The organism is Tepidibacillus fermentans (genome assembly GCF_004342885.1).
GTDB classification, from domain to species: domain Bacteria; phylum Bacillota; class Bacilli; order Tepidibacillales; family Tepidibacillaceae; genus Tepidibacillus; species Tepidibacillus fermentans.
Map to the genome: position 1 here is coordinate 35,171 of NZ_SMAB01000009.1, position 16,314 is coordinate 51,484.

Consider the following 16,314-nt stretch of genomic DNA (forward strand, 5'->3'; position numbering starts at 1 on the left):
CATTTTATCACCTTCACCTTAACCTAATATGAACATTCTTTATAACTTCCATATTACCATTTAAAAATTCAAAGTGTACATGGGGACCAATATTTCCGTGCCTTCCGTGGATATCATTAGGTTTAGCTCTAAATTGCCGTGAACCATCTCGACTTCTCCACTTACCAGGAGACACTTCAATATAATCTTTACCGAGAAATTTCCTTTTTTCAACTTCTAAATTTGATTTCCTAATAACTCTACGATATTCAGTGATTTGTTTTGTATTGCTGGTAACCTTCTCTTTTTGGTAAAGCTTTCTATTAACTTTACCCTTACCCTTAGAAGCAAAGAACTGTAAGTCTAATTTTAATAGACCCGCATTACCCTTTCTACTAATCCCTAACTTTGGTGTCTTGGCAAATTTAAATCCAAATTTTAAACCTTTAAAGGCTGTTTTTCCTCCACCGCCGGTAAAAATCCCTACTCCCGCCATCAGCCGATCGGTGACGGATAGCTTCCGTCCTGTTACTAAGTCCCGGCCAATAATCGCCTCTATTCCACTTTTAATATTGCCGACTACAGGGATGAAGTCAAGGGCCATCGATCCTGCTTGCCGTTTAAAGGATGATGATGGCAGTCGGAACTTTTTCCATTTCGGCAGTTTTTTCAAAAAGTATCCTGCTTTAAGGTCAAATCCATACCTTGATGGCGTTGATTGATGATAAATATACCGGCTTTGGACGGTAACGTTATTTTGAACATCATATGGCTGTCTTACACCGGCTACCGATCGAAAATAGCTGCTTCTCATGGCGATGATTTCTTCTTTTGTCGGAGGGGGTGGCGTCACTTCTTGACGACCACTTTCGCCTCCTGTACTCCCTCCAAGGCCCCCATATTTTACTAATTCCCCATAGGTTTGAGGTCCTGCGATGCCATCCACCGTGATATGGACATATCTTTGAAAGTCGATGACTGCCCCTTCGGTTAGCGGACCAAAGTTTCCGTCAATGGGGCCTGGAGAAAATCCAACGTTCTTCAACATGGTTTGTAGGTCCGAAACAAACGGTCCTTCATCACCACGTTTTAATATTTGTCCTGTCCAATTGCTTGATTCTGCTTGTCGCCCTGTCGGGTCAATGAATGCAAGTGGATTATTATTAACATACACATATCGGTTTAAGCTTTGCGGGATATCCATCCAACCTGTAAATGTATCCTCTGATACAAAGCGCCCTTCATTTGGACTGTACCATCTTGCCGCAAAGTCAATGAGTCCTGCTTTTGCGTCATAGGATTTGCCTGTAAATCCAACTACATTGTATGGGGCTGCCATCTGTGTAAACAGGTTGCCGAAGGCATCATAGCGATATTTCATGATCGGTTCGCCAATGCGGTCGGTGACATCCATGATATTCCCTAACGCGTCTTCATGGTAATATAACAACCCACCCCGTGTACGTATGTTGCCTTCGTAGCCTTCTTGTTTGCGACCGTGGAATCCGAACATTTTCCGGGCGATCACTTGATCGGCCCCAATGTAATATTGGGCTAATGGCTGGCCGTTTTCGCCGTATTCTTTAAAGACATTGACACCATCGTATAAATATTGGGTCGTTTCTTGATAAAGGGCTTTGCCGAGCTTTTTCTTGAGACCGTTCTTTTCTCCTTTGCCGCGATTTATGGCATTTTCCAGTCCCTTTCCTCGGCCGTTGCCGATGAGGGAAGCATCATAATATTCTTGATCCCTTACGGCTTTTCTTCGTAAAGCATCATACTCGTATTCCACTTGGGAACCGTCTGGATAATATACTCCTTTTAGACGGTTATCTGTCGTATATTCATATTTGATAGTACCTTCTTTTGTTTCTTTTTCAATAAGGTTGCCATTCGCATCATAATAATAGTATTCGTCTCCTGCTTGAACAAGTTCATTCAGTTCATTATAGCGATATTTCGTTACTTTTCCGTCTTCTGACTGTTCAATCCGGTTGCCGACTTCGTCGTATTTGTATGTTACCGTGCGGACGGGCTTTTTGACGTAGTCTGGCGTTTCGTCGAAGGTGGTTGGGCCCTCTTCATAAAATTGATTCCAATCCTTTGGTCCTTTGCCAACTCCGTGATAACGCTCCGCTTGTTTTTCTTTCTTCTCTTTTTCGTTATTATTCGGTTTGTTCGACGTGTTCGCTTCTTGCTTCGTTGATTCCTCTTGATTCTGTCTTGCTTCGTCTGGTTTTCCGTTGTTACGGTTATGTTCATCTGAAACCTCTTTCGCTTCTGCGATGGTGTTAAAGAAGCTTACGATTTCTTTCCAAATTTCTTTAAAGAAATTGATCACCTTCGTAAGGACGGCTTTTGCTTTTTCTACGATTTTACCGAAGAACGTTTTTTCTTCTTCTTTTGATGTAGTTTTGTCTTCGCTCTTTGCTTTTCTCTCTTTTGGAACGTTAGTTTCTTGATCCGCTTCTTTTTCTTCTTGTCCTTTTATTGTTTCTGTCGCCTTTTGGCTATTTTCTCCAAAGATATAGCTGACAAAATTGGCGACAAATGAAGATTCTTCGGAGTCTTCCTCTTCACCGTCTTTTGATTGATCTTTCTTTGTCCCTTTTTTCTCGTTAGGCGGTGTATAAACGGTATTTCGAATTGCTTCGATTTTTTCTTTCGGGTAGGTTACTTCCGTTAAACGATTCAGCGCGTCATATTTGTATACGGTCTTCGCTCCGTCCTCTTCTACCTGAGTGAGACGGTTGCCAACTTTATCATACGTGTAATGAAACGATGTAAGGAATGTTTTTCCTTGATGTTTGACAGATGTTAGTTGACTGTTTTCGTCGTATTGATAGGTTGTCTTGATGCCATTGGCACGGGAGATGGTGGCGATTTGTCCCGCACCGTTATAAGTAAACGATGTCTCATTCTCGTCTGGATCAATGAGCTTGGTGATTTCATTGCGACCATTATATTCATATCGAATGATTCGATCTTCCGGATCTTGGATTTGTGTGCGGTTGCCAGCGGCATCATATGTAAATCTTGTTGTTTTATTCAACTTCGTATTCGTCAATGCGGTTAAGCGATTTAACGCATCATATTCATAGATTTCCGTCGTAGCCGGGCTTGATGCTTTGATCATATTCCCAGCCGCATCATATGAATAAGTTAGTTTCTCGTCGCCTAAATCGATACTGGTCAACTCTTGGCGCTTGTTGTATGCATATTGAATCGTCTGTCCTTTCGGATCGATTTCTTGCACGAGGTTTCCAACTTTGTCATACACGTATTGGTGCACTTCGCCAAGGGCATTGATTTCCTTAATGACTTGACCAATGGCATCATAAACCCATTCCGTTTGATTCCCTTTGGCATCGATCATTTTTGTCATTTGTCCAAGTTGGTCATATAAATAAGTGGTTTGATTTCCTAAAGCATCTTTGACTTTTGTCAAGTTCCCAACCGAATCATACTCATAGCTTGTAATACGGCCTTCCGCATCCTTAATGCTCTTAACATTCCCTACTTCGTCATACGTATAGGTAGTTGTATCCCCTTTTGGATTGATTTCTTGGATTAAACGGTTCATTTTGTCATAAACAAATGTTGACGTATGATTTTGTTGATTGGTCATTTTAATCATGTTTCCGGCTTTGTCATAGCCATAAGAAACGGTATATCCTAATGGATCCGTTACTTTTACCAATCTCCCCGCTTCATCATAGTGAAACTTTGTCACAAAGCCTCGTTCGTCCTTAAAAGAATCAACGTTTCCGACCTTGTTATAGGTAAAGCTGATCTTTTGTTGATGCGGATTGATTATCTCACGTAATTGGTTATTTAAATCATACTTGTAGTTCCATGTATGGCCGCGAGCATCCATCAGTGCCGTCATGTTGCCGACAGCGTCATAGGACATCTTTGTCACAAACCCCTCGGGGTCGATGATTTCACGAATATTTCCAACCTCATCGTACGAGATTTTAGTGATATGGCCAAGCGGATCCGTTATCTTCGTCAGCCTTTGCAGCGCATCATATTGATAGCTCGTTATCTCCCCAAGCGCATTTTTCACAGATTTCAATAAGCCATTTGCTGTGTAGGAATATTCCGTTTTCCCTTTTAGAGGATCAATTTCCTTTATTAACTCCCCTGCTAGGTTATATTGGAATTCTGTTTTAGCCCCGTTTGGCTCTATGATCGACGCAACATTTCCGGCGGCATCATAGCCATATTGGACTTTTTGTCCTTTCGGATCGACGATTTCAACCATCCGGTCAAGTGCATCATACGTATATTGTGTGATAAATCCTTCCGCATCCTTGACAGAAGTCATTCTTCCCAGCTCATCATAGGTCCAAGAGGTGATGTGTCCTTTTGGATCGATCGCCGACTCAAGTAAAAACCTTTCGTTAAATCGGTAAACAGAAGTTGCCCCACCAGGCTCTATCACCTTAACGCTTCGATCAGATAAGTTGTATTCATACTTGGTTTCATGTCCTTCTTCATTCACATACTTCGTCATCCGGCCTAAAGCATCGTAAGAAAATGTGGATGCATTTCCTAGCGCATCCGTCACTTTCAGGAGATTTCCCACTTCATCATAAGCAAATGAATAGGCGGCTTTTAACGGATTGACGATCGCCGTAACGAGTCCAAGTGAATTATACGTATAGGTGATTGAATGACCTTGTGGATCCGTTTCTTTAATAAGCTGGCCTATCTTATCGTATTGATAAGACGTTTCTTGACCAAGGGGATCGATTACCTTGGTCACTTGACCTAGCGCATCGTAAGAGAAAGTGGTCGTGTTACCTTCTGGATCTGTCATTTTTGTCAGTTGCTGTAGTTCGTTATACTCATAACGGGTTACTCTTCCAAGTGGGTCTTTTATTTCGATGACATTTCCAAAATCATCGTACTGATAGCTTGTTTCAGCCCCTTTCGGATCACGAATACTCAATAAGTGGCCCATCTTGTCGTAAGAATACGTATAGGTTTCTCCTTTAGCATTCGTAACGTTCTTCGGAAATCCATTGGCATCATACGTGTAAGCCGTATAAAGCTTTCCGTTTAAGAACCGTTTTTCAAGCTTGTCCTTGCTATTGTATTGATATGTCCATGTTCCAAATGGCGTCACATGTTTGACAAGACGATCCAATGCATCGTATTCAAATGTTTCATCGTTCATGAATGAGCCCGATTGACTTTTCAACCTTCCTAACGGATCATACGTATAGGAAACGGTTGCTCCCAACGGCCCTTGAATGTCTGTTAGTTGACCTTTGACATTGTAAGTGTAGGAGGTCGTTGCGCCATTCGGCTCCTTCTTGCGAATGACTTGCCCTTTCGAATTATATCGATACTCATAAACCGCTCCATTCGGCAGCTTGGCCTTTACCAGCCTGCCGTTTGCATCATATTCATAACGAATCGATTGGTTTTTGGCGTCTGTTATCGAAACAAGACGGTCACCGTTATCATACGTATAAGTCGTAACGGAGCCGTTTGGCATCGTCACACTTTTTAAGCGGCCGACTTGGTCATAGGTGTATGAAATCGTTTGGCCTAATGGGTTAGTGACCGTTTTGAGCTGTCCATATGCATCATACGAATAGCGTGTGATTTTGTTGTTCAAGTCTTTAGACTCCGTCACAAGTCCTCGCGAATCATATCTGAATTCTTCTTTTTGCCCTAACGGATATTCAACAGATATTAAATTTCCTTTCGCATCGTATGTCCGCTTCCATACCCGTCCTTCTCCGTCTTTAATGATCATAGGCAATTGAAGATTGGAGTCATAGGTAATATTCGATTCTTCTCCTAACGATGACTTTTCCACTGTAATATGATGAAACTCGTTATATTGAATGGATATCGTTTCAAGCGGTCCCGAAACATTGGTCAAGCGCTTTTGTTCGTCAAATGAATATGTGTATATGTTTCCAAGAGCATCTACTTTTTTCGTTATATTGTAGTCTTCGTTGTAAAAATAAGCCGTTGAATGTCCTAATCCGTCGTAAACCGTTACTTGATGATCTCCGTACTCATATCTGTATAGTAAATCGCCCTCATGTGTCACTTTGGACACGCGATCTCCTGTATAAGAAAACTGCTTAGTGCCAGTTTGAGAATCTGTCACTGACAGAAGGCGATGCTCGTTGTCATATGAATACGATTCCGTCGTTCCATCAGGATGCGTGACTTTTCGCAGTTCATTGTTTTCATAGGTATACGTTGTTACACGGCCAAGTGGATCGGTCATAGATGTGATGAGCTGACCGGCATATTCGAATGTAACGGTACGTCCATCGGGACTTTTTATTTCAACCAATCGGCCTTGGGAATCGTAGCTCAAGTTCACGCGATTTCCATTGCGGTCCTCAACGGCGATTAATTTTCCGGCTACAGGGTCTGCGTTGGTTCGCCAAGGTGCATAATACCCTTTAAAAACATAAGTGGTTCCATGGGGTTGTGTTACGCGATATTCATCTTTCGAAATTCGTTTTAGGGATGACTTGGTGGATCCTTCCGCAGTGTAATAGCCTTTATCAAGCGGATAATAAATCGCCGGATCGCCATCATACTCATCCACTAATAAACTTTCGTCTTCTTTGTGATACGTATAATTCACCTTTGTTCCATCTGATTTAAATTCCGTGATATGAAACTCATCAAACATTTGTATGTAGTGATTATAAGGAAATGTCCAGCCATAACCGAAAGGTGACAAGCGATTCTTTTGGCTCGAATGATATAATCGCTGGATTGTCACTGGAAACCCATAAGAAGGGAGTATAAAGTCATCTCTTTGAACAAATGCATTCCCTTTTGGAATCTCTACAGGTTCCTCCAATACAGGTGGTTCCGGTGATTGGGCAAAGTGACTGTCGTTTAATAAACTTGGGATAGCTGAGTTGCCATCTGTAGATTGGTTATTAAATAACGAAGCAAATCCTTGGGAATACCCCGGCGGCTGTCCAGGCTGCGGAAGCCATTCTTCTAGAAAAGGATTTAAAAATGCTTCAGGCGTAGCCGCTTCAGCTTTTTTGGTCATTCCAGGCAAAACAGAATTTGTGATGAGCAGAATAACCATGAAATAAATAATAGATTTGTAGAGAACTCGTTTCTTCAAAACAAAAACAACTCCTTTCCATCTACGATTTCCCATCAGTCTAAACACAAGGAACACCGTCGATGAAAAGAGTTTTAACGCAGGAACCGTTCGGTAACCCAGCCATCCTAGCATTCACTTGCCTTAGACCTGTGGCTTTGCGTCCCCGGCTTTCGCCGGGTTTGCCTTTATCGCTGTTCAATTGTTCAAGTGATTTAACCTATATCAATTTCTATATCGGATCATTTTATAAAAATTTTACATTTTAGATAAAATTTAATAACTTTATTTTGTTAAAGACGATGTTTTAAATAGTTGTTTAATAGTTAAACAAACAGAGATCATGGAACGAATCTATACTTCAGGAGAAGCGCAAGATTGACTTTTATGTAAACTATTGTTAAGATAAAGTTAAATTGAATAGTCCGCACGCTGAATCATTTTTATATATGAGCGGAGGAACCAAGATTGTGGCATTGCCACTTGGGGTGAATTCTTAATGTACATTAAGGTAGGGCGACTCTCACGTCCGAACCCGACAGCTAACTTCGTAAGCGTCTCGAGGGGTAGGATCTCGTTTATTACGAGTCTTATTTTGGCGTATTTTAAGCCATAGAAGACTTTGCCCTTCTATGGCTTTATTTTATCTTCAAGGAGGTATGCTATGAAATTAACAGGAAAAATTTTATTGGCATTAGGATTAGGTGCATTGTTTGGTTTAGGATTAAATCTTTTTGCACCACATGTATTCCCATCAGTTGATCAATATCTTCTTACCCCACTAGGCAAAATCTTTCTTAATCTCATTAATATGTTAGTGGTACCCATCGTCTTTTTCTCTATTACCCTTGGAACAGCTGGAATTGGTGATCCTAAAAAATTAGGAAGAATTGGAAGTAAAACATTAATTTACTTTATCTCCACAACAGCAATTGCGATCATCATTGGTTTAGCTTTAGCACTTACCATTCAACCTGGAGCAGGCTGGCAATTTTCTGCTGAACAAGCTAATTTTAAACCAAAAGAAGCCCCACCTATTATGGAAACGTTGCTCAATATCATCCCAAAAAACCCCATTCAATCCATGGCAAATGGAGATATGTTACCTTTAATTTTCTTCTCAGTTTTCATTGGTATCGGAATCGCAGCCCTAGGAAAAAAAGCGCGAACTTTCCACGCTTTTGTTGAACAAGGAAATGAAATTATGATGTATTTAGTTACTCTCATGATGAAGTTTGCCCCATATGGTACGTTTGGTTTAATTGCCTCGGCAATTGGTAAACAAGGGTTTACTGCGATCCGTGCAATGGGATTGTACATGTCGGTTGTGATTCTTGCTTTATTCATCCATACGATTGCAACCTATGGTTCCATGATCTTATTCATTGCAAAAAGAAATCCGATCGACTTTTTCAAAGGATTCTTTCCAGCAATGGCCGTTGCTTTTAGTACATCAAGTAGTGGTGCAACACTACCGGTATCAATGAAAACAGCACAAGAAAATTTAAAGGTACCTGAACCCATTAGCAGTTTCGTTCAACCACTGGGTGCCACCATTAACATGGATGGTACTGCAATTATGCAAGGTGTGGCTACTGTCTTTATCGCCCAAGTTTACGGTGTTGATTTAACCTTTAGTCAAATCATCACTGTTGTTTTAACGGCGACACTTGCAAGTATTGGAACAGCTTCCGTTCCAGGTGTAGGCTTGGTTATGTTAACGATGGTGTTAAAATCGGTTGGTTTACCTGTTGAAGGAATTGGCTTAATCCTAGGTGTTGATCGACTCCTTGATATGCTTCGTACAGCAGTGAATGCAACTGGTGATGCGGCTTGTGCTGTGGTAATCACAAAGACAGAAGAAAAATATCATCCTGAATGGAATCAAGAGGAAGAATCGGTACCATATAGAGAAACTGAAGAACTCATAGGATAAGAAAAAAAATATGGGCTATTCTCTCTAAAAAATAGCCCACCATTTATATTCAGACACTATGATCATGAGTTTTGATCCAATATTAACGCTGCTTGATTTGCCTTTAACTGTTGTACAGGGCATGCCCCTTTTAAAGAACATCCTGTACAGTTGTCGCAACTTTTCCCTGCTTTTAGGTTACGAAAGGATCGATACAATGTCCATCCACTGTAACTGACCATTAAACCTAAAATGAGATAGGAAAGAATCATGATCTCTCCTCTTCTCCCTTCTTCATTTCATTCGTTTGATGAAAGCAACATTCCCCTTTTAATCGTTTTCGCATCACTTTTATCAAGACAAAACCACTATAAATCACAATCACAGCCGCCAACAAATATGAGATCATCATGTCATCGCCCCCATTTATATTAGTAAATGTCCGATTTGATTGACAATGAAAGCCAACATCCAAGCGATCGTGAAACTATATCCGATTGAAAATAATGGCCATTTCCATGAACCCGTTTCTTTTTTCATCACCACTAACGTTGCCATACATGGTGTATATAAAAGAACGAATACCATAAAGGCATAAGCAGTAACTGGTGTAAAAATACTCTGAATCACTCCAGATAAATCGCTGATGGTTCCCCCTGTTCCATAAACGATTGACATGGTGGATACAACAATTTCTTTCGCCATAAAACCGCTAATTAATGCAACAGCAGATTGCCATGTTCCAAATCCTAAAGGAGCAAAAATCGGTGCTAGAACCTTACCAAACAACGCTAAAAAACTATCACTCATATTTTCAACCATTCCTTGGAAGGAAAAGTTTGCTAATAACCATAAAACGACAGCCATGCTAAAAATCACAGTTCCAGCTTTTTTAATGAAGTTTTTTCCTTTATCCCAAGTATTTAAAAGCAAGCTTCTAACCATTGGAACACGGTAAGGTGGTAATTCAAGCACAAATAAACTTTCTTCTTGTTTCAATAAAAATCGTTTAAAAATGAGTCCTAATAAGATCGCTAAAATAATTCCCAACACATATAAAGAGAAAACAACGATGCTTTGATACTGTCTAAAGAAGATCGAAGTAAATAATGCATAAACGGCTAACCGAGCAGAGCAAGACATAAATGGACTTAATAAGATCGTAATTAATCGTTCCTTTTCTTGTTCCATTGTCCTTGCGGCCATAATTCCTGGAACATTACAACCAAAACCAATGATCATCGGAATGAAAGCTTTCCCATTTAAGCCGATTTTCGCCATCGCTTTATCCATCACAAAAGCAGCTCTCGCCATATAACCCGAGTCTTCTAAGAAAGAAATAATGAAAAATAGGACAAAGATTTGCGGGACGAAAACTAATACTCCACCAACACCTGCAATAATTCCATCTACGATGAAACGAATTAACCACTCTTCCGCATGAATAGAGATGAGTAATTGTTTTACTGTATGGGAGAATGGCCCATTAATAAAACCATCCAATAGATCTTGTAGCGGTGTCCCGATCCAAGAAAACGTAGCCTGGAACGTTAAAAACATAAATAAGAAAAATAACGGAATGCCTAAATATTTATGGGTTACAACGGCATCAATTCTTTCTGTCCATGTAATCTGCTTATTCTCATCAATCGTCATCACATCTTGTAACATTTGGTTAATCCAAAGGAAACGCTTTTCCCGGATCACTTGGGCCACAGAAGTATTTAATTTTGCAGCAAGATTTTCACGAATTGCTAAAATATGATCCCATACCTTTTTATCTTCAATATATCCTTCTACTACAGAGTTTTCTTCAAGGAGTTGTAAGGCAATCCAACGAAGATTGTGATATCGAAATTGTGGTAAGTCGTGTATCAACTGTTCAATGGTATGAATTCCCCATTCAATCTCTGCTCCATAATCCAATTGAAAATTAGGCGGATCCTCTGCTTGATCAAATGCTTGAATTAATTCATCATAACCTTTTCCTTTTCTTGCCATCATGGGGACAACTGGGATTCCTAATCGTTCTTCTAGTAATTTCACATCGATTTGAATCCCATATGTTTTGGCCACATCAATCATGTTTAATGACATGACCATAGGTTTGCCTAGCTCTAATAGTTGCAAAGTAAAATAAAGATTCCGTTCTAAATTAGAAGCATCCACAATATTAATTAATTTATCGATGTCTTCTTCCATCAAAAATTGACTCGCTACTTTTTCTTCAATGGAAAAGGGAGAAATACTATAAATACCAGGTAAATCAACGATTTGAATCGATTCGTCGTATTTTGCTACACCTACTTTTTTTTCAACGGTAACTCCTGGCCAATTCCCAACATGCTGTCTTGTTCCTGTTAATAAATTAAACAGAGATGTCTTCCCTGCATTCGGGTTACCAACTAATGCATAAACCGCCATGATAACCTCCCCCTCCTATTTCACAAACTCAACGATAATCCCTTCTGCCTCTTGTTTACGAAAACTCATTTGGAATCCCCTTAATTTGACTGCTAGAGGATCACCAAAAGGAGCAAATCTGGTAATTTCTAATGTAGTTCCAGGTAATAATCCCATGTCCATCAATCGTTTTTGTTTGCGTTCACTCATTCTCAAAGATTTGACACGAACTTTTTCTCCAACTCGACATTGAGCAAGAGTAACCTTCATACCGATCACCCTTTATTTAATATTGAGAATCATTCTCATTAATATTATATAAAAAGGTTCCTAGAATGTACACTAGGACATTATGACGAAAATGTGAACATTTTGTGAACATTTTAGTTATTATCTTTCTATTATCACTATGTTTATATTATAATTCTTTTTTTATCATTTTACTGTGATATTTATCACAGTGAATATAGTTTACAAGGTAAACTTTATTCAGAGGTTAGATGTGGGAGGTTAGACTTGATGAATTGACGAGGTGGCAAATTCTATTGTGCAGTGCCGCTATACAAAAAAGTGGAGGTGAAACACCTCCATCCTATACTTATTTTCTTTCATTATATGAATTACATTGCATTTTTAAAGATTTGTACGATTTCCTCTAAGGTTGCTTTTCTTGGGTTGGTAAGGTGTGTAGCATCCTTTTGCGCATTGGCTGCCATAATCTCGAAATCTTCTTCTTTTACACCTAATTCTGCTAACCCTGATGGAATTCCAATCGATGCAGATAGTTTCTTAATTGCTTCAATCGCCTTTTGAGCTGCTTCATTGACAGAAAGTCCATCGATATTTTCGCCCATTGCCACGGCTATATCGCGGAAACGTTCAGGGGCTGCAATGAGGTTAAATTGCTCGACATGAGGGAGTAAAATCGCATTACATACACCATGAGGTAGATTATAAAATCCACCTAATTGATGAGCCATCGCATGAACATAGCCTAAGCTTGCATTATTAAATGCCATCCCTGCTAAGAATTGAGCATATGCCATTTTTTCACGGGCTTCCATATTGGAACCATTCGCAACTGCTTTTGGAAGATATTCTGAAATGAGTTCAATCGCCATTAACGCTGCAGAATCTGTTAATGGGTTCGCATCTGTAGATACATATGCCTCAATTGCATGAGTTAACGCATCCATTCCTGTTGCAGCTGTTAGTGATGGTGGCATTCCTACCATTAATTCCGGATCATTAATTGATACAGCAGGAGTAACTCTCCAATCCACAATCGCCATTTTTACTTTACGGCTTGTGTCAGTGATAATACAGAAACGTGTCATTTCAGATGCAGTACCAGCGGTCGTGTTCACTGCTACAAATGGTACAAATGGATTACTAGATTTATCTATTCCCTCATAATCGTGAATTCTTCCTCCATTTGCTGCGACAAGCCCAATGCCTTTCGCACAATCATGTGATGATCCACCACCTAATGATACAAGCGAGTCACATCCATTTTCTTGCCATACTTTAAGGCCATCTTCTACATTACGGTCGGTTGGATTAGGTTCTGCGCCATCAAAGATCACAGCTTCTAATCCTGCTTCTTCAATCAATCCTTTTACTTGATCAGCCATTCCGACTTTTGCTAAAAAAGCATCCGTAACGATTAAAACCTTTTTCCCCCCTAAGGTTTTAATCCGCTCCCCAACTTCTTTTACACTTCCTGCTCCAAATAAATTAACTGTTGGAATAAAATAACCGCTTACTCTCATTTTTCAGCACTCTCCATTTTTATATTTTGGTTCTTAAAAAGGAACCACTACTAATAAAAAATTGTAAATAACTTGTAAAAATATTGAATTACCTTTTATTTATTATAATCCTCCATACAAGAAAGTATAAGTAACATTTCCATAAATTCATCATTTAGACAAATGTGTTATAAAAGTATGAAAATTTTTATACAAATTCTTAAATAAAAATAGGTTTGTATATTCCAACGGCTCCGTTGTCCGTGTATTTCTTACTGGAGTAGGTTTCGTTCATAATGGAAGTTGAATAAGAAATGTAGTCCCTTCCCCTTTTTTGCTCTCAACATTTATTCTACCACCATGAGCTTCAACAAATCCTTTGGCAATGGATAGTCCTAATCCAGTTCCCCCTTGATCTCGCGACCTTGAAGAATCGGTTCGATAAAAGCGTTCAAAGATATAAGGGAGATATTCTTCATCAATTCCTGGACCAGAATCCTTCAGTGAAATCATCACTCGCTGAGGTTGTTCTTCTTTCTTTATCTCAATAGTCACTTTTCCATGATTGGGGGTGTGGCGCAACGCATTCCCTAATAAATTGACAATGACCTGTGTGAAGCGATCAGGATCAACTTCGATCATTATCTCTTCATCCCCGATTAATTGTAATTGGATCTCTTTCTCCTCAGCTAACCATTCAAAATGGAACATAATCTTTTGAATCATTTGCTTGATATTGACCCTCTTTTTATTTAAAACTAATTGGCCTGCCTCTGCTAAACTTAACTGTTGCAAATCATTCACGAGTCGTGTCAAACGCAAAACTTCATCATTCAGTTGCAAAATCACTTCTGGCGTCGGTTGAATGGCCCCTTCCTGAATAGATTCAAGTTGACCTCTAAGGATGGATAAAGGAGTTCGAAGTTCATGAGCGACATCAGCAACAAGTTGCTTTCGCACCTCTTCATTGTGTTCCAATTTTGCCGACATTTCATTAAATGCTTTCGATAATTGATGAAACTCATCCTTGGTATTCACCGTTACCCGATAGGAAGTATCACCTTTTGCTAAATGACGAATCCCAATCATTAAACTTTCTAATGGCTTTGTTAATTTGTTTGCAAAGACAATGCCAAATAACACAGCGACCACAACTGCAATCGCAGTTCCAAATAAAAGGGAATTATTCATCGAATTTAAAAATTGTTGTTCCAAGCTTAAAATTCCGATACTCTTATCCCTTTCAATGATCAGTTCACCGATTTTCTGCCCATTTAGGAGTAAATCTTCATGAATACCCGATATCTCTTTACTGTTATGCCCAATCCATTCTTCGTCCGAATCGCCAATGACTTTTCCGTTTTTATCTGCAACAATTAATTGAAGTTCAGCCATTCGCGGGATCGTCTGATTATTTTTCCACATTGGTCCTTTACGATTTTGAACTAAATTTTTATTATTGACTAAAACTTGTTGTATATCATCCCATTTGCCGTAAAATTGGTAATATTCCGTTAATATCTCTTTCCATGTCTCAATTCTTTCACTTTCATTTTGTCTGACATAATTTTCGAAAACATTTTGAATCCGGTTTTGAAAAAAAATAGATTGCAATAAAGCCATAATCACAACGATGCTGCTAAAAGCGATAATCAGCTTAGTTTGAAGTTTCATACTTCTCCTCCAAAACGGTAGCCAATTCCATATACAGTATGAATGTATTTTGGATTCGCTGGATCTTCCTCAACTTTTTTTCTCAGATTGCTGACATGAGTGTCAATAGAGCGTTCGTAATTGGCATAGGCTTCACCCATTGCAATATTCATTAACTGTAGACGACTGAATACCCTTCCTGGCTTTTGCGCTAAGGCAACCAATATTTTAAATTCAGTAGGCGTTAATCCTACTTTTCTCCCTGAAACATAAACTTCATATTTAGAAAGGTTTATTGAAATATCCCCTCTTATAATCATTTCTTCATCAAGTGTTTCACCATCTGAACTAGTACGTCTTAATACCGCCTTCATTCTAGCTAATAATTCTCGTAAACTAAAAGGTTTGGTAATATAATCATCTGCACCCATTTCAAGTCCTAGTAGTTTGTCTACCTCATCTGATTTTGCCGTTAATAAAATGACAGGTATTTTTTTGTTCATTTGTCGAACTTCACGCAAAGTTTGATAACCATCTATACCTGGCATCATAATATCAAGCAAAATTAGATCAATTTCATTTTGTTTTATTTGATCAATTACTTCATAGCCATTACTTGCCTCGATTGTTACGTATCCCTCATTGATTAAATAAGAACTGACCATATCCCGGATTTTCGATTCATCATCAACCACTAAAATCTTTTTTTTCATGCCCATACTCCCCCTAAATATATTACATTCATTATATCAAATAACTGGGAAATTTTAGAATAAAAATTGTTTTATAGACTTTGTTTAGAAATTAGAGATCAGTTCTTCATACTAGAACAAAAGACCCTGAAGGGAACTTCAGGGCCTCACTCAAATTATTAATTATTATTGTTGGAAGACCAACGAGGACCTCCACCAAATCCTTTACCATACCCTTGACCATAGGATCCACCCATTCTACCTCTACCTATTCCTTGATTTTTAATGGCTGCTTGGGTATTGGTCTCCATTCGCTCTAATATAAATTGTTTTTGTTCTTCTGTAATCTTCTTATCTTTCACTAATTGATCTAATTGAGCCTTTTTATTTTCAATTAACATTTTAGCAATTTCATCCGAACTTTTACCTTTTTCTTTGGCAATTTGTTCTAATGATTTACCTGCTAATCGTTGGTTATAAAGCTCTTCATCAGAAATTCCTAAATATTTGGCAATTTCATCATGCATGACACCTGCAAAATATTGCCCCATTCTTAATCCCATTCCACCCCAACCAGAATTCGTCGTGTTTTGTTGTTGAATTTGTACAGGTGGTTTTGGTGGAACAAGATCGGTAGTATTTGCTGAACTAATGGCTGGCCCAATCATTGCACCAATTCCCATTGCTCCAGCAATCGCTCCTGCAAACATGAAGTGTTTTAATTTCATCTGAATAACCCCTTTCAAAAATAATTGATTTTGCTTACAGCATTATCATAACCAAAGGGTTTTCAGAACTTATCTTGCAAATTTA

10 protein-coding genes and 2 riboswitches are annotated in these 16,314 nt (G+C 39.0%); of the genes, 1 reads left to right on the forward strand and 9 read right to left on the reverse strand.

Annotation, left to right across the window (positions count from 1 at the left end; genetic code table 11):
• Window positions 1–13: 13 nt before the first annotated feature.
• The gene (locus EDD72_RS07175) at window positions 14–7,069 is read right to left on the reverse strand and encodes an RHS repeat-associated core domain-containing protein (RefSeq protein WP_207893664.1); all 7,056 of its coding nucleotides are present in this window, start codon (window positions 7,067–7,069) and stop codon (window positions 14–16) included.
• Window positions 7,070–7,197: 128 nt separating this feature from the next.
• Window positions 7,198–7,284: riboswitch (cyclic di-GMP riboswitch) on the reverse strand.
• A gap of 223 nt (window positions 7,285–7,507) precedes the next feature.
• Window positions 7,508–7,659: riboswitch (cyclic di-AMP (ydaO/yuaA leader) on the forward strand.
• 92 nt (window positions 7,660–7,751) lie between these two features.
• On the opposite strand from EDD72_RS07175, the gene EDD72_RS07180 reads away from it, so the two are divergent.
• Window positions 7,752–9,023 carry a dicarboxylate/amino acid:cation symporter gene (locus EDD72_RS07180; protein ID WP_132768778.1) on the forward strand — a complete coding sequence of 424 codons (1,272 nt, stop codon included), beginning with the start codon at window positions 7,752–7,754 and terminating at the stop codon, window positions 9,021–9,023.
• Window positions 9,024–9,085: 62 nt separating this feature from the next.
• Here the strand turns inward: EDD72_RS07180 and EDD72_RS07185 are convergent, their stop codons facing one another.
• The 8 genes from EDD72_RS07185 to EDD72_RS07215 form a co-directional block, all read right to left on the reverse strand.
• A complete protein-coding gene (locus EDD72_RS07185) occupies window positions 9,086–9,274 on the reverse strand; it encodes a FeoB-associated Cys-rich membrane protein (protein WP_132768780.1) in 189 nt (62 codons plus the stop codon).
• A complete protein-coding gene (locus EDD72_RS12535; RefSeq protein ID WP_165895003.1) occupies window positions 9,271–9,414 on the reverse strand; it encodes a hypothetical protein in 144 nt (47 codons plus the stop codon). The genes EDD72_RS07185 and EDD72_RS12535 overlap by 4 nt, the downstream gene beginning before the upstream one ends.
• A 14-nt stretch (window positions 9,415–9,428) precedes the next feature.
• Window positions 9,429–11,426: a ferrous iron transport protein B gene (gene feoB, locus EDD72_RS07190; protein ID WP_132768782.1), complete on the reverse strand. Its 1,998-nt coding sequence runs from the start codon at window positions 11,424–11,426 to the stop codon at window positions 9,429–9,431.
• A 15-nt stretch (window positions 11,427–11,441) separates the two neighbouring features.
• Complete coding sequence (locus EDD72_RS07195) at window positions 11,442–11,675, reverse strand: FeoA family protein (RefSeq protein WP_132768784.1); 234 nt, start codon at window positions 11,673–11,675, stop codon at window positions 11,442–11,444.
• Between the two features lie 350 nt (window positions 11,676–12,025).
• Window positions 12,026–13,177: an iron-containing alcohol dehydrogenase gene (locus tag EDD72_RS07200; RefSeq protein ID WP_132768786.1), complete on the reverse strand. Its 1,152-nt coding sequence runs from the start codon at window positions 13,175–13,177 to the stop codon at window positions 12,026–12,028.
• A gap of 270 nt (window positions 13,178–13,447) precedes the next feature.
• Window positions 13,448–14,830 carry an ATP-binding protein gene (locus EDD72_RS07205; RefSeq protein ID WP_132768788.1) on the reverse strand — a complete coding sequence of 461 codons (1,383 nt, stop codon included), beginning with the start codon at window positions 14,828–14,830 and terminating at the stop codon, window positions 13,448–13,450.
• Window positions 14,827–15,522 carry a response regulator transcription factor gene (locus EDD72_RS07210; protein ID WP_132768790.1) on the reverse strand — a complete coding sequence of 232 codons (696 nt, stop codon included), beginning with the start codon at window positions 15,520–15,522 and terminating at the stop codon, window positions 14,827–14,829. Before EDD72_RS07210 ends, EDD72_RS07205 begins: the two co-directional genes overlap by 4 nt.
• 158 nt (window positions 15,523–15,680) lie before the next feature.
• A complete protein-coding gene (locus EDD72_RS07215; protein ID WP_132768792.1) occupies window positions 15,681–16,229 on the reverse strand; it encodes a hypothetical protein in 549 nt (182 codons plus the stop codon).
• Window positions 16,230–16,314: the final 85 nt, after the last annotated feature.